Here is a 24,156-nt window from a genome sequence, read left to right on the forward strand (position 1 = left end):
AGCATGACGGCGTATAGAACGGAATCAGACAGCCTCGGCACTGTGGCGGTGCCTGCGGACAAACTCTGGGGCGCCCAGACCCAGCGCGCGCTCAATCTCTTTGATATCGGCACGGATCCCATGCCTGCGGAGATGGTGGAGGCTTACGCCATCCTCAAGAAGGCATGTGCCCGGGCCAATCTCGGGGCAGAGCAGTTACCCCGGCAGGCCCATGATCTCATCGTGCGTGTCTGCGATGAACTCCTTTCCGGCGACCATGCCGACATGTTTCCGCTCCCGGTCTGGATCTCCGGCAGCGGCACCCAGTTCAACATGAACGTCAACGAGGTCATCAGTAACCGCTGTTCCCAGCTTACGGACCGTCCGCTCGGCTCCAAGGAGCCCGTCCATCCCAACGATCACGTCAATCGTTGCCAGTCTACCAACGACAACTTTCCGTCCGCCATGTACATGGCCGCTGCCATGGGCGTGGTGCGCGATCTTCTGCCGATCACGCGTGAATTCGCCGACTCACTGTCCTCCCATGCCGAGGCGTGGAAGAACATCGTCAAGATCGGGCGGACCCATATGCAGGACGCCACGCCCCTGACATTAGGGCAGGAGTTCTCAGGATATGCCGGGCTCATCGATGACAATATCGTCCGCATCGAGGCCGCGTTGGAGGATGTCTACAAGCTCCCGCTGGGCGGCACTGCCGTGGGAACAGGCATCAACACCTATCCGGGCTTTGACAGGGACGCTGTCGGACATATCGTTGACCTCACAGGTCTTCCTTTTGTCCCGGCGCCCAACAAGTTCACTGTGCAGGGCAGCCATGATGCGCTGGTGCATCTCTCGGCCTCGCTCAAGACGCTGGCCAATGCCCTCTACAAGATCGCCTGTGACATCCGCCTGCTCGCCTGCGGTCCCCGGGCCGGGCTGGCAGAATTGATACTGCCCGCCAACGAGCCCGGGTCGTCCATCATGCCGGGCAAGGTCAACCCCACACAGGCCGAGGCATTGACCATGGTCGCGTTGCAGGTCATGGCCGCGGATCAGGCCGTCACACTTGGCGGATCGGGCGGGATGCTGGAGATGAATGTGTATAAGCCGCTCATGATCCACAACCTTCTCCAATCCATCCGCAACCTGTCCGGAGCCATGCGCGCCTTCAAGGTAAATCTCCTCGACGGGCTCACGGCCAACCATGACAGAATCGCAGACCTGCTCTCGCGTTCCTTGATGCTGGTCACGGCCCTCAATCCGGCCATAGGGTACGAAAATGCCGCCAAAATTGCCCTTCACGCGCATCGGAATGGCCTTACTCTGAAGCAGTCAGCGCTTGAACTACAACTTGTCTCAGAGGCCGATTTCGACCGCATCGTTGATCCGCAGAAGATGGTCTAGGGTTTCTGTCTTTTCTCTAGATGAACATCGCGTAGGCGGTGGCGCCCACCATCACGGTGACAAGCACTGTGTTGACGGCCAACATTACGTTTCTGGAGCGCAGGGTGCGCATGATCATCACGCCTGCCAGCCCCCAGAGGGAGTGGAACGAGACCTGAAAGACCGTGAAGGTCAGTACAAAGATCGCAACCTGCTGCAACAGCGGTGCGTTCGGGTTGGCGATCTGACTGAATCCGACCACAGCCATGGTCCAGCTCTTGGGATTGGTCGGGTGCAGGAACAGGCCTTCCACAAAAGTGAACCGTTTTCCCTCGCCGGGTTCCGCCAACTGCATGGTGATGATGCGCCAGCCGAGATAGATGATGTAGGCCATGCCGAGGATGCGCATGACCCATGCTGCCTCGGGCGAGGTCATGAACAGGCCGCCGAGGCCCAGCGCCACGGTGGTGTCCAGTGTCATGGCACCCACTGTGGTGCCCAGTAGAAAGGGCAGGGACGACCGGAATCCGGTGGTCTGCCCGATGGCCATCATGGACAGGTTGCCCATGCCGGGTGTGCCCGTCATGACGATGACGAACATCAAAAAAGCGGTATACGTCTCCATTGTCATGGTGTTTCTCCGTGGTCGATCGGCGGGCCCTGCACAATCGACCGGTTGCCCCATGGGTGGTTTTCCATGTTCGCGTTGTATGGTTGACATTGTATGGCGTCAATGGAAACATTGTCTGCATGACAATATATTCTCCACTCATCGACCGGGACGAAGGGCCGCTCTACAAGGCGCTGGCAGACGCCATTGAACGGGACATTCAGAAGGGCATTCTGACGCCCGGCGAGCGACTGCCCACTCACCGCGATCTGGCGGACGAGCTGGGCATGAACGTGTCCACGATCACCCGCGGGTATAGTGAAGCGGAGAAGCGCGGGCTGCTGTCTGGCACCGTGGGGCGGGGCACCTTCGTAGCCTCGGATGCAGTGACATCCACGTCCATGGTGTCCTTTGAGCCGGCAGCGGCAGGCATGTTGGAGATGGGGCTGATCTCTCCGTTCTACCATCTGGACCCGGATGTCACCGAGGGCATCAAACGGATTTCTCGACGCAAAGATCCCACCTCTTTCATGCGCTATACCGACCCGCGCGGCATGCCGGATCACCGGGAGGCCGGGGCGCGATGGGCTGCACGGTACGGTCTTGAGTGCGGGGCCGAGGACGTGATCGTCACGGCCGGAGCGCAACATGCCCTGACCTGTTGCCTCAGCGGATTGTTCCGGCCTGGCGACCGCATTGCGGCGGACGCCCTGACCTATCCGGGCATGAAGACCCTTGCGACCATGCTGGGCATCCGGCTGGTGCCCATTGCCATGGATGACGAGGGCATGATGCCCGAAGCGCTGGACGCAGCCTGTCGACGCGACAGGATCAAGGGCGTGTACGTCATGCCCGGCGTGCATAATCCCACTACGGCCACCATGTCTGGCAAGCGTCGGGACGAGATTGCCCGACTGGCCGATGCCCATGACCTGATCATCATCGAGGATGACGCCTACGACCTGACCGCGCCGGGCATGCTGGATCCGGTGGGGAGCAGGGTGCGACATCGTTCTGTCTATGTGGCCGGAATGTCGAAGTCGCTGGCTGCCGGATTGCGCGTGGCCTTTGTGGTGGCGCCCAAACCGTATCGCAAACCGTTGGCGCAGGCGGTGCTCAACACCATCTGGATGGCGCCGCCCCTCAATGGCGAGCTGGCCGCCATGTGGATCAATGACGGCACCGCGGATCAGGTGGTGGAGATCAAGCGGGCAGAGGCGGCGCGGCGATACATGGTCGCCTGTGACATGCTGGAAGGGCTCCGTTTCCGTGGCAAACCCACCGGATTTTATCTTTGGGTAGAGTTGCCCGAACCATGGACAGGGCAGGCGCTGGAAAAGGCGGCCCAGGCCGATGGTGTGAGCGTATTCGGCGCAGAAAAGTTCGTAGTGGGCGAGACAAAACCCCCTGCGGCGGCCCGAATCTCCCTCACTGGCGTTCAGGATATGGAGGAATTCCGCAAGGGGTTGTGGATATTGACCAATATTCTGAGTGGAACGAAATAGAAAGCCAGCTATCTTTTGCGTTTGTAGTGAGATTTGACCATCTCACCCAGTAGGACAGTGGTCTCGATGTGATCAAATTCGAGATGACTGGGCAGGGCTCCGAACAGGGGCGTGCCTCCTCCCAGCAGGATCGGAATTCGGGTGATGATCAATTCGTCGATCAGATCTGCGTTCAGGCATCCCTGAACAAGTTGTCCGCCATCAACATACAACCGCTCAAATCCTTTCGTGTTTAATGCCGATACTACGTTTTCCAAGGTGTCGTTGACGATTTCCACCTTGTCTTTCACTGCGTCCGGCACTTCGGTCATGGTGCCGCTCAACACGAACACCGATTTTGAGTAGGGCCATTCACAGCCAAATTCCAGAACGGTTTCCAATGTCTTGCGTCCCATGAGCAGGGCATCAATCGAGTCCATGAACTCCGCAAAACCGTAATCGCTGTTGTCCGGGTTCGGCACCATTCCAAGCCACTCGAGGCCGCCGTTCCTGTCAGCAATATAGCCATCCAGGCTGGCTCCTACGTACACGATGTTGGGCATACCCATTCACTCCATTCACTAAACTAAAGTCTGAAAAAACATCTGCATGCGTTGTGATTTTCGCTTGCCATTGCGCTTTGAATCATTTATTCTACATTGTAGAATTTAGGTGATTACACAGGAGTTTTGATGACTGTCAAGTTGAAGAGGCGCGGCCGTCCCGGACGGGACGAGGAGGGTCTGAGCGCCGAAGCTATAGTGGATTGTTTCCGGACGACGATGTTGGAGCGTGGCGAGTTGCCGACCATTAGACAGGTGGCCGAAAAGCTCGATGTCGATCCCATGGCGATCTACCATTATTTCAAGAACAAGGCGGTGCTGCTCGAAGCAGTGGCCGTTTCTCTGATGGAATCAATTTACCGCCCCACCGGGGCCCGGGAGTGGCAGGAAGAGTTGCGTGAGTTGTGTCGCAGCTATCTCGCGCTGCTTCAGGACCACACCGGTTTGTTGGAGACCATGCTGTCCATGACCACGATTGGTCCGGCGGAGGTCTTTGCGGAGCGGTTTCAGATAGTGATGCAGCCCCTCGGTCTGAGCGACGGGGAGCTCAAGAATGCATTGGATTTACTGGCAGATTATCTGCACGGTTTTGCGCTGGCCATGCGCTGCAACTGGAGTAGTGAGGAACTGACCTACGATATGCTCGAAGGTCCGCTCTCGTTGTATGTGCGTGGTCTTGAGGTAGAGGCCAAAGCGGCCTAGATCGGCGGCGCAGGGAATGAAAAAAGGGGCACGGTTAACACCGTGCCCCTTTTGCTTTTTGGATGAAAGTCGCGCTGTTATTCCAGCGTCTTGATGAAGGCGTCTGCTTCGGCGATGGACTTCTCCATCTCCTTGATCAGGGTGTCAACGTCGGAGCGGATGGTGCCCAGCTCGCCTTCCAGTGCAGCGATGGCCTTGGCGTTGAGATTGTGCTTCAGGTAGAGCACCTGATCCTTGAAGGCTGCCAGTACAGGGTCCATCTTGCTGCTGGCCTTCTTCATGGCGCGGATCAGCTTGTTGTAGCGGGACTTGGTGGCGGTCAGCTTCTGCTGGCTGGAGCGGCGCAGCTTGGAGCTGGTGTACTGCTGAATTTCCTCGGTCCACTCTTCGAACAGGGCTTCGGCCACGTCCTCGACGGATTCGATGCGGTCACGCACGTCTTCGGCGCGAGCTTCGCTGACTTCGTACTCGTCGTTGAGGGTGTTGTACTTGTCCTCAAGGTCGCCACCATCGAAATTGACCACGGAACGGTAGCGTTCAAGGGCGTTCGCAAACTGCTCTTTGGCATCCTGTTGGGATTCGCGGGCGTTCTCCACGCGATCCGCCAGGATTTCACGCTTATCGTATCCGATCTTCTCCATGCCTGCGTAGTAGGCCTTCTGACAGCCGAAGGTGAAAAGCAGGGAAAACAGTGTCAGAGACAGGGCCAACCGTTTCATATGGGACTCCTTGGAAAGGGATTTCAATTCAGAATGTTGTGGTTTGATACAACAAAGGCGTTCCGTGGGCAATGGCGTGGTTGGGCATGCCTATACCTTCAACTCACGATGTGCTCCGGCCACCAGCGCGTCAGTGAATCGCCCAAGCTCGCCGGACTCGAGATTCCAGCAATGCCAGTGAAGATGAACAGTGAAAGAGTGACCGGGGACAAGGTCAATGAGTTCGCCACGTTCCACGTATTCATTGGCCTGCTGTGGTGGAAGCATGCCACAGACGAGCCCGCGAGCGATGGTGGGCGCAAACTTCTCTGAAGAGGGCAGATAGAAGGCGTTGAAGTAGGGAACAGGCTGCCCGAGTGCCTCCTCAAGAAGAATACCGTGCATCAAATCCTTGCGGTTGAAGATGAGGGTAGGGGCCTTGAGAACCCTCTCTAATGTCAAGCCATCATTGAACCATTTCTCTTTGTAATTCGGAGTGCAATACAAATTGTAAACTTGATCGCCAAGGTACTCGACGCGACATCCTTGAAACGGCTCGCTGCGGTCACTGATGCAGCCAAGCACCTCGCCGTCCTTGAGCAGGCGGTGGGTCTGGGCCTGGTCATCCACGGCCAGATCGAGGAGCACGGGGTTCTCGGCGAGATAATCGCCCACCGCCGGGAAAAACCATGTGGCAAGGGAGTCGGCGTTGATGCCAACGGGAAGAGTGACAAAACCGTCCTGCTCACGCCCAAAGCCCGGGCCGAGGTCCATCTCTAGCTGACGCACCTGCCGGTAATGCTTGAGCATCTCTCGGCCCGCCGGGGTCGGCTTGGGTGGCGTGGACCGAACAAGCAGGATGCACCCTGTCTGTTCTTCCAGCAGTTTGACCCGTTGCGATACGGCAGATTGGGTCAGATGCAGCACTTTGGCCGCCTTTTCAAAGCCGCCTTCACGGGCCACCACGGCAAACGCTTCCACTAATTTGTAATCGAGCATGATCGATTATTAGCAAAACTTATGCAGCATGAAAACAATTAGCTTCACATAGGTCCGGGGGATGCATAGAAAGGGGGCAACGGAGGAATCAATGACACCATTCATACAGGGATTCGGCATGGGCGGCGGGCTGATCGTCGCCATTGGAGCACAGAACGCATTTGTTCTGACGCAGAGCGTGCGACGCAATCACCATCTGGCGGTGGCCGCGCTGTGCATCGTGTGCGACATGGTCATGATCAGCTTGGGCGTAACAGGCGTGGGGGCCATGGTTGCGAGCAACCCGACACTGGCTACGATCGCCACATGGGGCGGAGCCGCGTTCCTGTCGTGGTACGGCTTCAACTCCTTCATGTCCGCCATTCGGGGCGGTTCATTGGAAGCGAGCGGCGAGGCAGGTAAAACCCTCAGGCACACCCTGATGCTGACCTTGGCCGTGACCCTCCTGAACCCCCATTTCTACCTCGACACCATCGTCTTGATGGGATCGATTTCAGGGCAGTTCCCGGTGCCAGAAAGATACGTCTTCGGCATGGGCGCGATCACTGCTTCCATCTGCTGGTTCATCAGTCTCAGCCTCGGCGGCCAGATGCTTGCTCCGGTCTTCAAACGCGAAATCACATGGCGAATCCTGGACGGCATCGTCTGTCTGACCATGTGGGGCATCGCAGCCAGCCTGGTGCGAAGCGCACTAAGTGCATAGCCAGCTATGTAATGAGTAGGCGGTGGATGAATAGTAAGCTATCTAAATTTGCATTAGCCTAGAAATATTCACTTTAAAGCCAAAGCCTCGCCGAAGGCGAAAACGGGTTTCCAAAGGGCATAACCCTTTGGCCGCCGGAGGCGAAGTCACCTGAAAATGCCGCCCGAAAGGGCGGCTTCCTAATCTGATTTCAGCCTCTACTCTTCTTCCTTCTCCCGCCCCATCACAAACAACGCCTCCCAGTTGAGGGGCATGAGATTTTGCCTGTTCTTCCACTGCAGATAGTCCCATCCGTCGTCGGGGATGTTGCGCACGGCCACCTTGTTGATGAACTGCTTTCCGTCGTCTCCACAACACTTGCAGGCCCAACCGCAGATGTCACAGGTGCAGCCGCCAGTCTTGATCATCTCCTTGGCCGTGCCCGAGTTGTCGCAACAGGCATCGCAAAGACGCAGATATCCGGGATCGATGTTGTCAGTCATAAGTAGGAAGTAGGCGTGAGGTTGGAGAGGGTCAAGAGCGAACATGCTTCATTTTCCCGCTAAGCTGGCGTATATATCGAAAAGGAGCGCGCCATGCAGACCCAAGAATCACATCGTGAGATCATAGAGTACCTGTTCTTCAAGGACGCCATTGACGGCGGCGGTGCTGATGTGGACCTCGATGAAAAGACTGAATCCACCAGAGGAAACGGTGGGCGCAAACTCGTCTGCAAGCTCTGCCATAGCGTGATCACACGACCTGATCTGGCCATGGAAGTAGACGGAAAACACCGGCACGTCTTTTTCAACCCGCACGGATACGTCTTTGAACTTGGCTGCTTTGCCTCGGCCAAAAATATCACCCCTTCGGGGCCCAAAACTGACGAATTCACGTGGTTTCCGGGTTATACATGGCAGGTGGTTGCGTGCTCGCATTGCGCCTCGTTGCTCGGCTGGCGCTATACCGGGGATAACGGCGGCTTCTACGGTCTCATCACTACCGCACTGATAGAAAAGGAAGGGCGGAAGGCGTAGCTAGTTTTCCTTAGATTCCTGCTGCTTTTGCTGCTCCATGAAATGCTCATGCGCTTCCTGGAGGGATTTGTCGCGGTCTTCGCGCGCCTTGGTCTCGAGGCTCTTCTGCTTACGCGTGAAGGCAGAGGTGAACTCGTGCACGTCGGTGTGGCCGAAGATGAAATTGAAATCGAGGCTGATACCGGGATCGACGCGCCAGTCGGTGCTGTCGTTCTGGACGATCTTGGGAACGAGGTCGGTGTAAAACCAGTCGCGCCATTGCTGACGGTATTTGACCTCATAGCGGATCGTATCCAGATAGGTCGACCGGCCCGGGCGTGACGTGTAGCCAGTGGAGATCTGGTACTGAATCGCGCGGCGGGTCGTCAGATATTGATATAGCGAGTAATCCACATCGTAATAGACGTTGGGCGTTTCATGCTTGAGGAGCACCGAGCCGGAGGCGCGGGCAAAGAATTTGTGGGAAATGGGCCAGTCCGCATCCAGCTGTGATTTGAACTCAAGACCATCGTCCGTATAGTAGCGGAACCGTTGCGTGGCGCGTAAATCCCAGTTCTTCTGCTCCCAGAGTTCGACCCATTTGAAGGTGGCGTAGGGGACAATGCCGATATTGCGGAACCGTACACCGCCGCCGAATCCGACATTACGGGTGCGGGTCTGCTTGAAGAAGGTGCTGACGCCCATGTAGGCATTGCGTTCGTCGCGGCCACTGTCTCTGCGCTCGAGGTCCTCCATGGGAGTGGAGCCGTATTTGTCTTCTGCGTCGGGATCGCCGCCGAAGTTCACGAGCCAGCGCTCGGTGTTGGGCAGCAGTAGGCGTATGTCTACGTAAGAATTGAAAGAAAGACCGTTGCGGTCAAGGATTGGGGAACCGCGAAGGCGGATATACGTTTTGTTTGAAGTGGTGGAAAAACGTTCGTCGTCAAAGAAGGAGTCCATATAGGAAGCTGTCGAGGTGATTCGCCGGGACCATTTTTCATGGGTCTGTTCCGCTTCGTCGTTGGCGGCTTCCCCTTCGGAAAGGGTCTCCTCGGGAACCATTTCGCCGCCGGGCTCTGTGAGCTCTTCGGCCACGGCTGTTCCTGCGCACAGGGTCAATACTGTGACGAGCAAGGCGGCCCAGAGCCGCAAATATGGAGTTTGTTCCGCTTTTGACATGGAAAGTCCCTGAAATCCTTCTCCACTTTCTTTTAATCAGCATGTATGCTGCTGGTTGTCAATTGATCGATATGCGGTAACAGATTGTCCGCAGTGGAGGGATTATGCCGGAATTGTCCATGGAACCGCTCAGGGAATGGTTCGAAACGCACGTAGATCACTATCGCAACGAGGCGGGTGAAGCGTCCGAGATGGTGGAGCTGAAACACCAACACACCTTTCGGGTGATGACCCATGCCCGCGCCATCCGCAAGGAGTGGGGTGCCTCCGACGAGATGAGCTTTGCCCTGGATGCGGCGGCCCTGCTGCATGACGTCGGTCGATTCCCTCAAGTGGTGCGCCGCAAGACATACGACGACATGGAAGGTTACAACCACGCCGTGGAAGGGGAGAAAATCCTCAGTGAAGCCGGGGTGCTTGATTATCTGCCCGACCATATTGGCGAGGTCGTTCTGACCGCGGTAAAACATCATAATCTTGGCGTATTACCCGGCAATCTGGCCCCGGATGCCCGTCTGGTCACAGAGGCGGTACGCGACGCGGACAAGATGGATGCCATCCGCAATATCCTTCGCTGTCTGAGTCCGGATGCATTGCAGGGCAAAGCCCTCAAGAGTGGCATGTCGTGGGATGACAACGAGGTCTCGCCTGTGGTGTTCAAGGCTGCCATGAACCGTCAGCTCGTGGCCTTTGAGGCCATCAAATGGTCCAACGATTTCATCCTGTTCGTCTGTTGCTGGCTCTATGACCTGCATTACAACTACAGTTACCGTCATCTATCGGAGTCGGGAAAGTTCGAGACCTTGCTGAGCAAGTTGCCGGATAACGGACAGTTTGCAGAACTCAAAGAGCAATTCCGTTCAGACCTCGACTGGATAGAGAAACGGAGCCGCTAGTCGGCTTGACCCGTCAAAGCTCTGCGGGCTAAACCCACTCCATGTCCAAGCGATATCTCATCCCTGCGGCCACCCACCGGGTGGAAGATTCCATCAAACGGAGCCGTTTCATCTCCACGGCGGCTCATACTCCGGATGGCGAGAGCGCCAAGGCGTTCATCGCTGAGATCAAAGAAGAATTTCCCGACGCCACCCACAACTGCTGGGCCTTTGCGGCCGGTCCCCCCGGCGATACGGCGCAGGTGGGCATGAGCGATGACGGTGAACCTCACGGTACGGCGGGCAAGCCTATGCTGAATACGCTGCTGCACGGCGAAGTGGGCGAGGTCAGCGTTGTTGTGACCCGATATTTCGGCGGAACAAAGCTCGGAACCGGCGGTCTGGTGCGCGCTTATTCGTCCATGGTCAATCTGGTGCTGGAATCCCTGCCCACCAAGGAGAAGGTCGATACCGTCACGGTGGTGGCGACCATTCCATATCAGGCGGTGACGCTGTTCAAACGGATGTTGCCGGAGTTCGAGGTGGAAGTGGATGAAGAAATGTTCACGGACGAGGCTGCCTTTGAGTTGACCATGCCTGAGGAGCATTTATCCAATTTTACCGAACGGTTGTCAGAGATGACGGACGGTCGTGGCAGAGTCGTTTCGAAATGATTTTCGTTTGCGGGTTGCCATGGGCCGCAAAAGTGGGCTAGGCTAAAGGTAGTACAAATAACTACAAACCTACTTCACGCTCTATGTCTGCACACAAGCTTCGCGCCATCTACAAGCAACTTAATGATAAGATAGACAAAGCCAGGGAAGAGGCGTTGTTTGAGATCAAGGAACTCAAGACTGACCTCAACGAACTGCAACGACACTATTCCGGGCGTAAAAAAGTGACAGATATCCAGCCGGATGACGTGATCCGGTCGGCCTACGATATCTCCCAGCGAATGCGGGAAATCGCCAAGCGGCAGGAGATTCTGGCCGAAATGGAAGACGTGGCGGCGGAAGCGGATGCCCTTGAGTACCTTGAGTCACGGGGCGCCAAGCTGCTGACTCGACCTGTCGGGTGGCATTTTCAGACGGCCAAGGAGCGCTTCCTGCTCCATGAGGCCGATGCGGTGGAGGCGGCTGCCGAATTGCGCAAGCTGCTGGCTGCGGGCAAGCGGTTGAAGAAGCCCAAGAAACGTAAAAAGGTCGCTAAATAAGTGAAATCGAAATGGCCCGCCTTGACTTTTCCAAGGCGGGCCATAGTTTTTCTAAAATCTGAACCCATAACATATGGATACCAAGCAATGATCAAACGTATTTCCATGGCCCTTATTGCTATTATGATGACCATGTCCCTGGCCGGTTGCGGCTACAACTCCATGCAGCAGCAGGAAGAAGAAGTCTTTGCCGCCTGGGGTAATCTGGAAGCCGCGCTTCAGCGTCGTTCCGACCTGATCCCCAACCTGGTGGAGACCGTCAAGGCTGCCGCAGCCCATGAGAAGGATACCCTTCAGGCCGTGGTCGAAGCCCGCGCCAAGGCCAACCAGACCAAGATCTCTCCGGACATGCTTGGCGACAAGCAGGCTCTGGCCAAGTTTCAGGCCGCGCAGGGCGGACTTTCCTCTGCGCTGTCCCGTCTGATGGTCGTGGTGGAACGCTACCCCGATATCAAGGCCAACCAGAACTATCTCGGCCTGCAGCATCAGCTGGAAGGCACGGAGAACCGTATCAATGTGGCGCGTCAGCGTTACAACGACGCGGTCAAGCAGTTCAACTCCATGATCCGCTCCTTCCCCAACTCCCTGACCAACTCCGTGATGCTGAATCTGGAGCGTAAGGAATTCTTCACCGCCGATCCCGGTGCCAAGGATGCCCCGAAGGTCAACTTCGGTTCTTCCTCCTAGTGGGAGCGTACCGTGCGTAAAACACTCATCGCCGTCCCTGCGGCGGCGCTCATTCTACTCCTCGCCACCAGCGCAATGGCCTTGGACGTGCCCCCGTACAAGGGGTACGTCAACGACCTTGCCGGGATGATGACCCCGGCTGCGCGTCAGGCTCTGGAGACCCAATTGGGCCAGTTGGACAAGTCGGACTCCACGCAGGTGGCGGTCCTGACCGTGCCGTCACTGGAAGGTGATGCCATCACTGAGTTCTCCATCCGCGTGGTTGACGCCTGGAAGATCGGTCAGAAGGGCTCGGACAACGGCGTCCTTCTGCTGGTCAGTAAAGGGGATCGGAAGATCCGCATTGAAGTAGGGTACGGCCTCGAAGGCGTACTTACGGATGTGCTGGCCGGGCAGATCATCACCAACGTCATAGCCCCCAAGTTCAAGGCGGGAGACATTGACGGCGGCTTCATCGACGGTGTTACCGCCATCGGCGGCGCTGTCCGTGGTGAATATACGGCAGCTCCGGTCAAGAAACGTGGTAGCAGACGTGGTGTGTTGCCGCTCATCGTGATTCCCATGATCGTCTTCATCGCGATCACGGAAATGTTCGGCAGACGTCGCCGTCGCGGCCACGTGGTGGACGAACGCGCGGCCAAGATGCATCATCCTCATGGCTCCGGACTCGGTTCCACGGCTTCGACCCTTTTCTTCCTCTCCATGCTGAGCGGCGGCCATCGTGGCGGCGGCTTCGGCGGAGGCGGCGGATTTGGTGACGGCGGTGGATTCGGCGGTTTCGGTGGCGGTGGCTTCGGCGGCGGTGGTGCCGGCGGAGACTGGTAGGCAAAAGGATTATATAATGAAAACACTCGCACAAACTTTTCTTACCAAAGAGGAGCAGGAGAAACTGACCGCCTGCGTCCGCGAGGTCGAAAAGAAGACCTCCGGTGAAATCGTGCCGGTCATCGCTTCTTCCAGCTACGACTATCCTCGCGCAGCCCATCTGGGTGGCCTGTTGCTCGGCATTCTGGTCGCCGTCTGCGTGACCATGCTGCTCGACCGCGAGGACATGTGGACCTTCCTGGCCCTGTTCCTGGGTGGATATGTCCTGTTCTCCCGTCTGCTCAATGCCCTGCCTGATCTCAAGCAGCCCTTCATTTCCCGCCGCGAGATGCGAGAGGAAGTGGAAGAGGCCGCGCTGACCTCCTTCTATCTCAACGGTTTGCACCGCACCCGTGATCTGACTGGCGTGATCATCTACGTCTCGGTTTACGAGCGGGCAGTGCAGATTCTTGCGGACAAGGGGATCAACGACAAGGTCGATCCTGCTGTCTGGGACGATGTCGTGGCCGAGGTCACTGCAGGCATCAAGGCCGGTAACCCCGGCGAGGCGCTCTGTCTCGGCGTGAAGCGTTGCGGTGAAATGATTACCAAGCATTTCCCCATCAAGCCGGATGACGAAGACGAACTGCCCAACCTGATCATCGAGGGTGAAGCCCACTAGCTTTCCCCTTTTCATACAGACTAAATAAAGAAGGCCGCTCCCCAGGGAGCGGCCTTCTTTATTACAATCTTCACGCGATCTTAATATCTGAACAGATACCTGCGGGCGATCTTGTTGTAGGTACCGTCCTTGCGCATCTGGTCAAGGGCGCGCTCCAGCTTTTGAATGAGCAGTTCCTTTTCCGGGAAGTCCGAGGTGCGTGACATGATAAAGTAGGAGGGCTTCAAGCTCAGGACCTTCTTGGGCAGGTAGACGATGGAGCTGGTCATACCCATGCGCTTGAGGCTGTGATACGTAACGTCGATGTTTCCGGCATACGCATCGATTTCGCCAGTGAGCAGGCCGCGCAGGCCGGTGGCGAGGTCCGGGTATTCCTTTACCTGAAAAGTCTTTGCTGCCAACGCTTCGTTGAACTCCTTGCCGAGGTCGGTCCCTTCGACGCGGCCGATGACGCGGCCCTTGAGGTCGCCGTAGCCGGTGAAGACCAGATCGGAGCCGTTCTTGGTGAAGAGCACGTAATCGCTGTAGTGCACGGGAACCGCGTCCATGAACATGGCCATGCGTTCACGCTCCGGGCTGTGGAACAGGGCGTAGGCGCCGTCGCAGGTTCCCTTCTTGACCATGGTGATCATCTCTTCAAAGGGGAGGAGCTCAAGGTCATATGTGATGCCTGCGCGCTTGGCGGCTTCGTTCATGACTTCCACGTCAATGCCTGCGGGCTGGCCTTCGATGATCATGGAGTAGGGCGCGAAGTCTCTGTTTGAGACAAAAAGAGGGTTCTTGGCCGCCGCAGGTGCGACAAGGACGGCCAGAGTGAGGACAAGGGCGAGCAGAGTGGTTCTCATGGTGGTCTCCTGAAAAGTTGGCAATGTACACGGTGTACTCGGTTACGGCTGGTGAGACAAGGTGCGAATGTCTCAGAATAATAAATATAATATAATTACATTCCTGATGGATTTCGCTAAGGTTTAAGCCTGTATTTCAGGCTCCAGGAGGAAATGGAGATTGAGCCGACAGCGCATTTTGATCATAGACGACGACCCTAGATTCCGGGCGTTGGTTTCAAAACACCTTGAGGGCCGCGGCTTTGCCGTCGAAGAGGCGGCAGACGGCAGTGCCGGTGTATCCGCATTCGGGCTTGTCTCGTTCGATGCGGTGCTCATTGATTTGCGTATGCCCGACATGGATGGCCATGAGGTGCTCAAGGAACTCGACAGCGCAAAACGTGACATCCCGCTTATCGTGATTTCCGGTCGTGGTGAACTGGATGACGCCGTGCAGGCCATGCGCAACGGTGCGTGGGATTACGTCATCAAGGGCGATCGGGTCCTGGATGAGCTGGATCACGCTCTGGCCAAGGGACTGGAGCGCGCCACCTATCTCTCGGCCCAGAGCGAGCGCCTGGTGAAGGAGATGGCAGAACGCAGCAAGGCCGAAGCCTCTCTGGAGCAGCAACTCTCCATGCTCCAAACCATCATCGACGCCGTACCAAACCAGATTTTCTACAAGGATATGGAAGGCCGCTACATCGGCTTCAACAAGACGTTCATGGAGTACGTGGGTAAGTCCAGAGATGAAATCATGGGCAAACTCGTCAGCGACCTTGTTCCCGGCGAAGATGGCGAGCAGTATGAGCGGATGGATGCCATCCTGCTGAAGGAAGGCGGGGTACAGGAGTACGAGAAATCCACTAATTTCGCTGGACGCGAGAGCAAGGTCCTCATCCGCAAATCGCTCTTCTACAACGAGGACGGTTCTCCGGGCGGCATCACAGGGGTCATAACCGACATCACCCGGCAAAAGTCGCGGGAAGATATTCTGCGCGAGAAAGAGGAGCGGTTCCGAACTCTGCTGGACCTTTCTCCCTTGCCCATCATTCTTGTTCGCGTGTCGGATGGAATCTGCGTCTATGCCAACCGCAAGGGCGCGCAGCAGTTCGGTCTGACCCCGGAAGAGGCCGTGGGCATGCAGTCGCGTGAACTCTATGTGGACGAAGCGTTGCGCAACAGCATGTATGAGCAGGTCATGCGTGAAGGGCGTCTGGAAGATATCGATCTTAAGATGCGGCGTCAGGACGGCACCCAGTTCTGGCTACAGGGCTCGGCGGTCAAGATGGAGTTGGATAGCGAAGAGGTCCTCTTCATCTCGTTCTCGGATATTACCGCCCGCAAAGAGTTGGAAGAAGCCCTCGAAAAATTTGAATTTATCGCCAATGCCACCCAGGACCTCATGACCCTGTCCAACAAGTACGGGGTGTATGAAGCGGCCAACCGTGCCTATCTGGAGCAGCATGATCTGAAGCGGTCAGACCTCGTTGGCCGGAACATGGCCTCTGTTTGGGGCCATGATATCTTTGAAAATTCCATCAAGCCTCATTTTGATAACTGTCTGGCCGGGAACACCGTTTCCTACCGGGCGTGGTTCTCTTTCCCTGGGCATGAAAACCGTTGTTACGACGTGTCGATGTATCCTTACACTAATCCTCACGGTGATATTACGCATATCGCAACGGTTTCGCGGGATGTCACTGAGAGTGCCGAGGCTCAGGCACGGCTGATGGAGAGCCGTGAGCAGTTCCAGGCCATGTTCGAAAGCTCGGTGGACCCGATCTTGATGCTCGATGAGAACCTCAAAGTCACGGATGTGAACACTGCCGTCATCGCCATCTTCGGGCACGGCAAGAGTCGTATGATCGGCAGCGACTTGAGGCTGCTCCATGCCTGTGATTCGGATTTTGAACGGTTCAATGCCGTTGTCAGGCCGGTGTTGACCGGGGCGGGCGCGTGGATCGGCGAATGGAATTTCACCAACAGTCAGGGCAAGGCCGTGCCCACGGACTCCACCTTCTCCTTGCTGCCGCCCAAGGCGGATGGCAGGCCGGGTGGCTATGTGGCCATGATCCGGGATATCAGCCGTCGTCTCAGGGCCGAGGAGTCCCGTCAGGAAACCGAAGAGCGGTATCGGGCGGTGTTCGAGTCATCCAGTGTGGCAACGGTGCTGATAAACCGCAAGGGTATCATCCTGAAGGCCAACCAGCGCTTTGCCGACCTGAGTGAAATGAGATTGCAGGACATCGAGGGCGAAGCCCGCTGGCAGAGCTTTGTTGCGGCAGAGGATCGGCCCTTTGTGCGCAAGCAGCGCGAGGACCGGTTGGCAAAGGATACCAATGAGGTCTTCTCCTATGAATTCCGGTTCGTTTCCGGAACGGGCAAGGTGCGTCATGTGCATATCCAGGTGGGCAGTCTGCCCGGCACTGATGATGCCATTGCCTCCATTACCGACATCACCGAGCGGAAACGCAACGAAAATCAGCTCCGCGAGACTCTGTATGAGCTGGAGGCCATCCAGCAGAACACCATTACCGGTATCGGTCTGTTCCATGATGATCACGTGACCCGCATCAATCCTCGCGGGGCAGAGATATTTGGGCACACCCCGGAGACGCTTGTGGGGCTCAGGCCGTCGGAATTTTTCCCTACGCCGGAGGCGTATCACAGCTTCCGTCGAAGCTGCATCCATTCAATCGTCAAATGCGGCAGCTATCAGACAGAGCAGCAGTTCCGTAGGGCAGATGGTTCCATGGTCTGGACCAGTCTGTTTGCCAAGGCTGTGGACCGGGATGATCTGGAGCAGGGCGTCATCTGGACCATTCTGGATATTTCCAAGCGCAAGTATAACGAGAGCGTGGCCAAGCTGCTGTATCAGATCTCCAATGCGGTCAACACCACGTCTGATCTGGACGAGCTCTATGGTCGTATCAACGAGCGGCTCAACGACGAGATCAACGCCGCGAATTTCTTTGTGGCCCTGCTGGATAAGACCCGGCGATTCCTTGAGTTCACCTACTATGAGGATGAGAACGACGAGCTCAAGGGGCTGGTATGCGATACCGAGGATCCCGAGGTGACCAGTCTTTCCGTTGAGGTGATCCGTACCGGCAAGCCCATGTTGGTGCGAGGTTATGACAAGGTGTCTTCGCCGTCTTCTTTCGAGGACGGTGCTCCGTTCACAGAGGCGATTATCATGACCCGGAAGGAGTTTCTGGACCGCTATGACGGCGTCGAGGAGCATATGCTGGGAACCCGGTCCAAGGTGTGGCTGGGCGTGCCGCTCAAGGTCAAAGGCGAAGTCGTGGGCGTCATGGCCGTGCAGTCCTACTCCGACCCGGATCAGTATTCGGCCAAGGATCTGGCCCTGATGGTCTCCGTGTCCGAGCAGATCGCCCTGGCCATTGAACGCAAGGCCATGGAGCGCGATCTGCTGGTGGCCAAGGAACAGGCCGAGGCAGCCAGCCAGTCCAAGAGTGAATTTCTGGCCAACATGAGCCATGAGGTGCGCACGCCGCTCAACGGGGTGCTCGGTATGCTCCAGCTTGCACAGACTACGGATTTGACGGAAGAGCAGCGTGATTATGTGGATACGGCCCTGTCCTCCGGCCGCAGTCTGCTTGCTATCATCAATGATATCCTCGACTTCTCCAAGATCGAGGCCGGCAAGATGGATGTCATTAACGAGACCTTTTCACCCGCAGCATTGGTGGATGAGGTGCTGGCCAGTTTCCGCGGACAGGCTCGCGACAAGGGGCTCACGCTGGCCAGCGAGGTCGGGGACGAGATGCCCGCGCTGGTGGAAGGCGGCAAGGGGCGCTTGCGTCAGGTGCTGTTCAATCTGGTGGGCAACAGCGTGAAGTTTACGGATGCCGGCAGGGTGGCCATTGCTGTGCATCCTCTGAGACTGGACCCGGACAACCGAGTGGTTCGCCTGCTCTTTGAAGTGGGCGACTCCGGCATCGGCATTCCGGACAACAAGCTCAAGGATATTTTCGAACCCTTCACTCAGGTGGATGGTTCGTACATGCGTCGTCATCAGGGTACCGGCCTTGGTCTCGGCATCGTTAAGCGACTGGTGCGCCTCATGAACGGCTCCATCGAAGTGTTCTCCAAGGAAGGGGAGGGCACGTCAGTCTATGTGGCCCTCAATTTCAGGTATGACCCGGACGCACAGGTCAGCAGGCGGACGAGTGGGCCGTGTGTTCCCGGCGCCGGTTTGAAGCTGCTGGTGGTCGAAGACAACCGCGTGAACCGGTTGCTCGCTGTGGGCATGCTGGAAAAGCTTGGCCACAAGGCCGAAATGGCGAGCGGCGGTTGGGAGGCCTTGGAGAAGCTGCAGGCCAATGTGTATGATGCGGTGTTCATGGACATCCAGATGCCCGGCATGGACGGTGTGGAGACGACGACCAAGATTCGGGAATCCAAGATCGGCTCAAGCATCGACCCCAATATTCCTGTCATTGCCATGACCGCCCACGCCATGGTTGGCGACCGCGAGACATTTCTGATGGCAGGCATGAACGACTACATCGCCAAGCCGGTGGAGATGGATGAAATCAGAGCGGCGCTGGCAAGAATTTTTCCCTGCTGCGCTTTGACCACTGATGAGCCCTAATTTCTACTTTTGTCGGAGAGTATCCTGATTTTCCGGATTCCTCGGTAGAATGGGCGAATTGTGGCGAATGAGTGCAGAGATTTCCACAGGTAAACCATCAGCTTTTTGTAAAAATTCTAGAAATTTTCCTGATTTTCACTAGCGTTCCGTTTGCGTATAATATATGCAAGCGGGGATGGATACGAATTCCGTTGCCGCTCGGCCGGTATCCTACTTTCCCGTATCTCCGGTTATGCTTTTCCCGGAGGCGTTGGGGGACTTCTCCGTCTACCTTTGGCAGGGGGGCGACTTTGTGTTGTATACAAAGTCAGGCCAGAAATTTACCCTGAAGCATCGCCAGGTGTTGCACCGGAACGACGTCAAAGAAGTCTACATCCAGAGCTCTGAAAAGGTACAATACGAAAAGTACATTGAAGCCAATCTGGGCAAGATCCTGTTGGATGAAAGCCTGCCCATCGAGGTACGGTCCAACGTTTTTTACGAAGCGTCCACTGTGGTCATGCAGGATGTCTTCGACAGCAAACTCCCCAGCGGACTACGCGCCCGTCACTTCAATCGGTTGACGGACATCGTCAAAAACTCCATCCAGTTTTTGGCCTCGGACAACTCACTGTCCGCCGTGGCCCCGTTTATCTCCCACGACTACAAGACGTACACGCACTGCATGCACGTCTTTATTTATTCTGTGGCCGTGTTTCAGACCTACGACATGAGCGATAACGAGATCTTCGAATGCGGTCTCGGCGCGCTCCTGCATGACGTGGGCAAGGCCAAGATCCCCCGGCGCATCCTGAACAAACGCGGTGCGCTGACCCAGTCCGAGCGCGAGATTATCAAGGAGCACCCCATTCACGGTGTCTCCATGTGCGCGCATCTGCCCATGTCGCAGAACACCATCAACTGTATCCTCTTCCATCACGAAAAGCTCGACGGCACCGGATATCCTGCCGGACTCAAGAGCGACAATATCCCCATGCCGGTGCGTATCATCTCCCTTGCCGATGTATATGACGCCCTGACCACCGAGCGTCCGTATGCCGAAGGCATGGACCCCTACGAAGCACTGACCCTCATGCGTCATGACATGCGCGAGACCTTGGACATGAACGTGTTCAAAAGGTTCGTTGCCGTGCTCAGCGGCGCGGATATGTTCTAAATCTTCGTTACACATTTAGGGGAAAATCCTCTTTACCCCGTGCCTTTCGCCATATAGTCTTATTCTATGGGAAATCCCCTTTCCAATATGGTTCAACACTGGAATTGATATGGTACCTAGGAAGAAGACAAGCGTCGGAGAGATGAGTGAAGTCCTGAAGAATTTCGGGAACAGCGATCCTGATTGGGTCGCTGTCGTCCTGTTTGTCCGCAATCTGTTGGGGCAACTGACAGTATATACTGACGAAAAGAAGGCCGAGATCCAGCAGGAAGTCTTTGCCGAGCTGGCCAAAAAGGACTTTTCGCACACACATTTTGAGACGGTCATCGCCATGCTCGACATGTATGTCATGCAGACCATCGGCACGTTGGAGTTGGAAGAGGCATTGACCCGTGAAAAGCGTTCGGCTGCGCAACTGCTCAATGAGATGGACGAGGTCATCAACACCATGACCGGTGCCAATGAACGGCAGAATCGCAAGCTGGATGCCTTCAAAGAGCGCACCGTGGGCGTGATCGAGTCGGGCAAGGACAAGTCTGTCATCGTCGCCAAGGTGCGTGATATGTTTCAGGAGCTCATCATTGAGTTCAAGGAAGAAGCGGCCGAACTGCACGCCCGCGCCAAGATGCTGGAGCGCACGGCCAACTTTGACCCTCTGCTGACCGAGCTGCACAACCGCCGGGCCTTTGATGCCTACCTGCCCGAGGTGGTCTCCATCATGGACAAGGAGCCCAGTCCGCTCACAGTGATGATGATCGATGTGGATCACTTCAAGACTGTGAACGACACCTACGGTCATCAGGCGGGCGATGACGTGCTACGCGCCCTGGCTCGCATTATCACCGCACACGCCATTCAGTATCGTGGCTTTGCTGCACGATACGGAGGTGAGGAGCTGGTCATAGTGGCAAAAGGACTGCCACCGGACGTGGCAACACTCCGCGCTGAAGCCATCCGTCGCGATGTGGAACAGTATGATTTCCGCATCCGTACTGACGGTAAGCTGGCTGAGAAGCCTCTCAAGTTTACCATCTCCATCGGTATTGCCCATTGGCAGGAAGGATGGGATGCAGGACGTCTGGTTCGGGCCGCGGACATGGCTCTGTATGATGCCAAGAACCGTGGCCGCAATATGGTTTGTCAGGCTGATTGCGAGCAGTAGATTCGTAAGGCTTCCGATAATGGACGATTTTTAATGTCTTTTGTTTCTGGACATATATACGCTTACCGATATGCCGCCACCCTGCTCGTCATGATGGCGGCGCTGCTGTGTGCGACCGAGTCCCCAGCCGGGGACGTCGTGGTGTTGCACTCGTCGGATTCCTCGTCTCCATGGACCACTGGGGTGGATCGAGGCTTGTCTGAAGGGCTCGAAAATTCGCAGGTTGTCACGTCGATTTTGCTCGGCTCCGGCGACCATGACGATGACCATTTTGAGGAGCAGTTCGACATCCTCCATGAGCAGTGGAACGGTCGTGAGCCGACAGTGGTGGTCACGGACGGTGCAGCGGCATTTGCCTTCATGCGCAAGTATCGTGAAGACCTGTTTGGCGGCGCGCCAGTGCTCTACTGCGGCATGAACCGACCGGAGCCGCTCTATCTCAGTCAGTGCGGCAACTGTGCCGGGATTCCCCTTGAATACGCCGTGGGCGAGACAGCGGATCTCCTGTTTCGACTTCTGCCAGAGGCAACAATGGTGGTGGGGATCATGGATGGCACCCCAGAGTCCCGCCAACTCAGAGCGCAGGCGGAGCAGGCCATGGAGCGCTACAGTGATCGTGCGCAAATAGTCTTTCCCGGGCACGAACCGGGGGATGAGGGCGGCCTTGATATGGATACGCTGGCTTCTGTGGCCTCAAGCGTCCCTCGTAGCGGAGCGGTATTGCTCCTGAAATTTCAAAAGGATGCCACAGGTCGCCCGGTAAGCGAGTCCGATGCCGTCAAGCTGTTGGCTGAGCGGAGCGCTGGACCGGTCTTCGTGCTGGCCGACTGGTGGATGGACTCAGGCGTACTTGGCGGTGTGGTCGTGGATGCCGAGGCTCAGGGACGTGAAATCGCCGGAATGATCCGACGTATCGGCGCAGGTGAGCCTGCACGCGAGATACTGGCCGAAGCGGTCAAAGCCAAGGCCGTGGTGGATATGACCGTCATGGCGCAACGATCCATTTCTGCGGCGGGATTGCCAGCGGATGTGGAGCAACGCAATGTCCCACGCACGCCAGAAATGGCCGAGTCGGTGGTCTCCACCGGATTAGTAGCCTTGGGCGTGGCGCTGTTGGCCGTGTTGGCGCTGGTGCTGTTTAGGCGCCGAGCAGCTCAATAAGGTAGGTTGCCTGAATGGCGGCCATGAAAGACACGGCGCCAACAGCAACATAGATCATGCGGCGGGTTTCGCGGCGCATGCGGTAGCAGATGACATTGAGCTGTTCGGAAACGTATTCGGCGGTGTATTTCTTGTGTGCAAGCCAGATCATGGTTCTCTCTCCCTTTATATTCTCTCTCATTTTCCTCGCAGGTGATACCTAACGTGGCTGAATATAGAGCACTGGCGGGTTGTTGCGACCTGATTTGCGACAATACGATGTCGTTCCTGACAATAATGAATGCCAAGAATGTTACAATGCACACTGGTTCCCATTAAGGGAGGCCAATTGGGTGGCTGCTAGGTCTAGGAGGCCGGGACGGTCTGGAGGTAGCGGATCAGGGTGCGCTGGGCCATCTGATCGTAGAGATTCTTCTTTCGGAGGAATTCGGCGGCAGCCTCGATGGGGGTGATGCCGGCGCGCTGGGCATTATCCGTGACCATGGCGATGTATGAGTCGGCCACGCCCGCGATTCGCCCCAGTTGGCCGATCTTGTCGGCCGCGAGCTTGTTGGGATAGCCGCTGCCGTTGAGCCGCTCATGGTGCTGAATAATGGGCTCGACAATCTCGGGGCGGGTCATGTTGAGTCGGTTGACGATCTCCAGCCCTTTTTGCGGGTGTGTCTGGAGGGTGCGCTGCTCACTGGGCGTAAGCTTCTGCCGCTTTCCGATCATCAGCTCAGAGACCTTGCTCATGCCGATGTCGTACAGGAAAAAGCCGAGGGCCACCGCTTCCAGGGTTTCGAGGAAGAGATTGCCCTTGTTCATCTCCAAGTACACGGCCAGTGCCATAAGAGAGGCGTTGATCCGGCGGTTGTCGGGAGTCAGGGCGGCGTGGAGGCGGTTGACGATGGTGGTCATGCGCCGATTGTCCTCAATGAGGTAGGCGCAGAGCGAGCTGAGCGGGTTTATGAGGTTGTCCAGCTCCTGCGGCATGGGATGATGGAAGAATTCCGACTGCTTGCGGCGGAGTTCGTCGATGAAGACCTGTGCCTTCTCTTCCCATGTCAGGTTGGGGTCATCCAGGGCCGTATAGAGATCGCAGGCGACCAGTGCGGTGTAGGCCTTGATCTGCTTGCGCGAAAAGAACAGCTCGCCGTTGGCACTCATCTGTTCAAAGCGTTCCAGCATGGAGCGGGAGACTTCGTTGCCTGCTGCGTAGACGGGCGAGAGGGTCCGTATCTTTTCTTTGTAGTGATAGAGGTCCACGGTGAAGCGGGAACGCGGAAAGCACGCCAGAATGTGTGGGTCAATCTGGTTGTAATCCTCGGTGCTTGAGCCACCGATGTTCTTTCTGAGAACGATATTCTGAAGTCTTTCGCCCGCCATATTCAGAAACCCTGGAAGAATATAAATGAATGGTTTCTATAGCCCGTATAAGCGGTCAAGTCGATATAAAAGGGTCATTGAAATACTACGTATGCCACAGCAATGGCCCACAATGTTCCGCAAGTTACGGCGGCGGTGGGAATCATCCACCACTTGAGCAGGACGGGTTTGCCGCGCAGCTTGAAGGTGCCGCAACAGGAAAAAGTACTAAGAACCATTTGGATAAGTATGCCTGACGATGCCAGCGCAGGCAGGGCGATGACCCAGAATACGGGGTCGGTTATCCAGGTGGAGGACATGGTGGT

At 56.6% G+C, this 24,156-nt stretch carries 25 protein-coding genes; 15 read left to right on the forward strand and 10 right to left on the reverse strand.

Annotation, left to right across the window (positions count from 1 at the left end; translation table 11 throughout):
- Positions 1 to 3: 3 nt before the first annotated feature.
- Positions 4 to 1,386, forward strand: a complete 1,383-nt coding sequence (locus HFN16_RS06380) for a class II fumarate hydratase (RefSeq protein WP_168889959.1) — start codon at positions 4 to 6, stop codon at positions 1,384 to 1,386.
- A gap of 16 nt (positions 1,387 to 1,402) precedes the next feature.
- On the opposite strand, the gene HFN16_RS06385 is transcribed toward HFN16_RS06380, so the two are convergent.
- Positions 1,403 to 1,996, reverse strand: coding sequence for a LysE family translocator (locus HFN16_RS06385; protein WP_168889960.1), 594 nt, complete (start codon positions 1,994 to 1,996; stop codon positions 1,403 to 1,405).
- Positions 1,997 to 2,115: 119 nt separating this feature from the next.
- On the opposite strand from HFN16_RS06385, the gene HFN16_RS06390 reads away from it, so the two are divergent.
- Entirely contained in the window at positions 2,116 to 3,480 is a 1,365-nt protein-coding gene (locus HFN16_RS06390) for a PLP-dependent aminotransferase family protein (protein WP_168889961.1), read from the forward strand.
- Between the two features lie 8 nt (positions 3,481 to 3,488).
- On the opposite strand, the gene HFN16_RS06395 is transcribed toward HFN16_RS06390, so the two are convergent.
- Positions 3,489 to 4,022 (reverse strand): dihydrofolate reductase family protein, encoded by a 534-nt coding sequence (locus tag HFN16_RS06395; RefSeq protein WP_168889962.1) that lies wholly within the window; start codon positions 4,020 to 4,022, stop codon positions 3,489 to 3,491.
- Between the two features lie 129 nt (positions 4,023 to 4,151).
- On the opposite strand from HFN16_RS06395, the gene HFN16_RS06400 reads away from it, so the two are divergent.
- Positions 4,152 to 4,724, forward strand: coding sequence for a TetR/AcrR family transcriptional regulator (locus tag HFN16_RS06400; RefSeq protein ID WP_168889963.1), 573 nt, complete (start codon positions 4,152 to 4,154; stop codon positions 4,722 to 4,724).
- 77 nt (positions 4,725 to 4,801) lie between these two features.
- Here HFN16_RS06400 and HFN16_RS06405 read toward each other — a convergent pair whose 3' ends face one another.
- Together HFN16_RS06405 and HFN16_RS06410 are read right to left on the reverse strand one after the other, a co-directional pair.
- Complete coding sequence (locus tag HFN16_RS06405) at positions 4,802 to 5,443, reverse strand: DUF2959 domain-containing protein (protein ID WP_168889964.1); 642 nt, start codon at positions 5,441 to 5,443, stop codon at positions 4,802 to 4,804.
- Between the two features lie 90 nt (positions 5,444 to 5,533).
- Complete coding sequence (locus tag HFN16_RS06410; protein WP_168889965.1) at positions 5,534 to 6,421, reverse strand: LysR family transcriptional regulator ArgP; 888 nt, start codon at positions 6,419 to 6,421, stop codon at positions 5,534 to 5,536.
- 91 nt (positions 6,422 to 6,512) lie between these two features.
- On the opposite strand from HFN16_RS06410, the gene HFN16_RS06415 reads away from it, so the two are divergent.
- Positions 6,513 to 7,124 (forward strand): LysE/ArgO family amino acid transporter, encoded by a 612-nt coding sequence (locus tag HFN16_RS06415; protein ID WP_168889966.1) that lies wholly within the window; start codon positions 6,513 to 6,515, stop codon positions 7,122 to 7,124.
- A gap of 197 nt (positions 7,125 to 7,321) precedes the next feature.
- Here HFN16_RS06415 and HFN16_RS06420 read toward each other — a convergent pair whose 3' ends face one another.
- Positions 7,322 to 7,651 (reverse strand): hypothetical protein, encoded by a 330-nt coding sequence (locus HFN16_RS06420; RefSeq protein ID WP_168889967.1) that lies wholly within the window; start codon positions 7,649 to 7,651, stop codon positions 7,322 to 7,324.
- Positions 7,652 to 7,699: 48 nt separating this feature from the next.
- Here HFN16_RS06420 and HFN16_RS06425 point away from each other — a divergent pair, with 48 nt between their 5' ends.
- A complete protein-coding gene (locus HFN16_RS06425) occupies positions 7,700 to 8,140 on the forward strand; it encodes a cereblon family protein (protein ID WP_168889968.1) in 441 nt (146 codons plus the stop codon).
- Here the strand turns inward: HFN16_RS06425 and HFN16_RS06430 are convergent, their stop codons facing one another.
- On the reverse strand, positions 8,141 to 9,298 hold the full coding sequence (locus tag HFN16_RS06430; RefSeq protein ID WP_168889969.1) for a hypothetical protein: 1,158 nt from the start codon (positions 9,296 to 9,298) through the stop codon (positions 8,141 to 8,143). It lies immediately after the preceding gene.
- 104 nt (positions 9,299 to 9,402) lie between these two features.
- Between HFN16_RS06430 and HFN16_RS06435 the strand changes: the two genes are divergently transcribed.
- From HFN16_RS06435 to HFN16_RS06460, 6 genes are all read left to right on the forward strand, one after another.
- Positions 9,403 to 10,194, forward strand: a complete 792-nt coding sequence (locus HFN16_RS06435) for an HD domain-containing protein (RefSeq protein ID WP_168889970.1) — start codon at positions 9,403 to 9,405, stop codon at positions 10,192 to 10,194.
- 41 nt (positions 10,195 to 10,235) lie between these two features.
- Positions 10,236 to 10,847 (forward strand): YigZ family protein, encoded by a 612-nt coding sequence (locus HFN16_RS06440; RefSeq protein ID WP_168889971.1) that lies wholly within the window; start codon positions 10,236 to 10,238, stop codon positions 10,845 to 10,847.
- 83 nt (positions 10,848 to 10,930) lie between these two features.
- Entirely contained in the window at positions 10,931 to 11,386 is a 456-nt protein-coding gene (locus tag HFN16_RS06445) for a hypothetical protein (RefSeq protein WP_168889972.1), read from the forward strand.
- Between the two features lie 87 nt (positions 11,387 to 11,473).
- Positions 11,474 to 12,073, forward strand: a complete 600-nt coding sequence (locus tag HFN16_RS06450; RefSeq protein ID WP_210772240.1) for a LemA family protein — start codon at positions 11,474 to 11,476, stop codon at positions 12,071 to 12,073.
- Between the two features lie 12 nt (positions 12,074 to 12,085).
- On the forward strand, positions 12,086 to 12,898 hold the full coding sequence (locus HFN16_RS06455; RefSeq protein WP_247648460.1) for a TPM domain-containing protein: 813 nt from the start codon (positions 12,086 to 12,088) through the stop codon (positions 12,896 to 12,898).
- A gap of 16 nt (positions 12,899 to 12,914) precedes the next feature.
- Complete coding sequence (locus tag HFN16_RS06460; RefSeq protein WP_168889973.1) at positions 12,915 to 13,559, forward strand: TPM domain-containing protein; 645 nt, start codon at positions 12,915 to 12,917, stop codon at positions 13,557 to 13,559.
- Between the two features lie 80 nt (positions 13,560 to 13,639).
- On the opposite strand, the gene HFN16_RS06465 is transcribed toward HFN16_RS06460, so the two are convergent.
- Positions 13,640 to 14,404 carry a transporter substrate-binding domain-containing protein gene (locus HFN16_RS06465; protein WP_168889974.1) on the reverse strand — a complete coding sequence of 255 codons (765 nt, stop codon included), beginning with the start codon at positions 14,402 to 14,404 and terminating at the stop codon, positions 13,640 to 13,642.
- Positions 14,405 to 14,564: 160 nt separating this feature from the next.
- Here HFN16_RS06465 and HFN16_RS06470 point away from each other — a divergent pair, with 160 nt between their 5' ends.
- From HFN16_RS06470 to HFN16_RS06485, 4 genes are all read left to right on the forward strand, one after another.
- Positions 14,565 to 19,004: a PAS domain S-box protein gene (locus tag HFN16_RS06470; protein ID WP_168889975.1), complete on the forward strand. Its 4,440-nt coding sequence runs from the start codon at positions 14,565 to 14,567 to the stop codon at positions 19,002 to 19,004.
- Positions 19,005 to 19,179: 175 nt separating this feature from the next.
- The gene (locus tag HFN16_RS06475; protein ID WP_168889976.1) at positions 19,180 to 20,160 is read left to right on the forward strand and encodes an HD domain-containing phosphohydrolase; all 981 of its coding nucleotides are present in this window, start codon (positions 19,180 to 19,182) and stop codon (positions 20,158 to 20,160) included.
- Positions 20,161 to 20,302: 142 nt separating this feature from the next.
- On the forward strand, positions 20,303 to 21,322 hold the full coding sequence (locus HFN16_RS06480) for a GGDEF domain-containing protein (protein ID WP_247648461.1): 1,020 nt from the start codon (positions 20,303 to 20,305) through the stop codon (positions 21,320 to 21,322).
- Positions 21,323 to 21,355: 33 nt separating this feature from the next.
- On the forward strand, positions 21,356 to 22,483 hold the full coding sequence (locus HFN16_RS06485) for a hypothetical protein (protein WP_168889978.1): 1,128 nt from the start codon (positions 21,356 to 21,358) through the stop codon (positions 22,481 to 22,483).
- On the opposite strand, the gene HFN16_RS06490 is transcribed toward HFN16_RS06485, so the two are convergent.
- From HFN16_RS06490 to HFN16_RS06500, 3 genes are all read right to left on the reverse strand, one after another.
- Entirely contained in the window at positions 22,461 to 22,634 is a 174-nt protein-coding gene (locus HFN16_RS06490) for a hypothetical protein (protein WP_168889979.1), read from the reverse strand. The two genes, HFN16_RS06485 and HFN16_RS06490, sit on opposite strands and share 23 nt — an antisense overlap.
- A gap of 194 nt (positions 22,635 to 22,828) precedes the next feature.
- Entirely contained in the window at positions 22,829 to 23,851 is a 1,023-nt protein-coding gene (locus tag HFN16_RS06495; RefSeq protein ID WP_168889980.1) for an HD domain-containing phosphohydrolase, read from the reverse strand.
- A gap of 74 nt (positions 23,852 to 23,925) precedes the next feature.
- Positions 23,926 to 24,150, reverse strand: a complete 225-nt coding sequence (locus tag HFN16_RS06500; protein ID WP_168889981.1) for a competence protein ComEC — start codon at positions 24,148 to 24,150, stop codon at positions 23,926 to 23,928.
- Positions 24,151 to 24,156: the final 6 nt, after the last annotated feature.

The sequence above is a fragment of the Pseudodesulfovibrio sp. zrk46 genome, from assembly GCF_012516435.1.
Taxonomy (GTDB): domain Bacteria; phylum Desulfobacterota; class Desulfovibrionia; order Desulfovibrionales; family Desulfovibrionaceae; genus Pseudodesulfovibrio.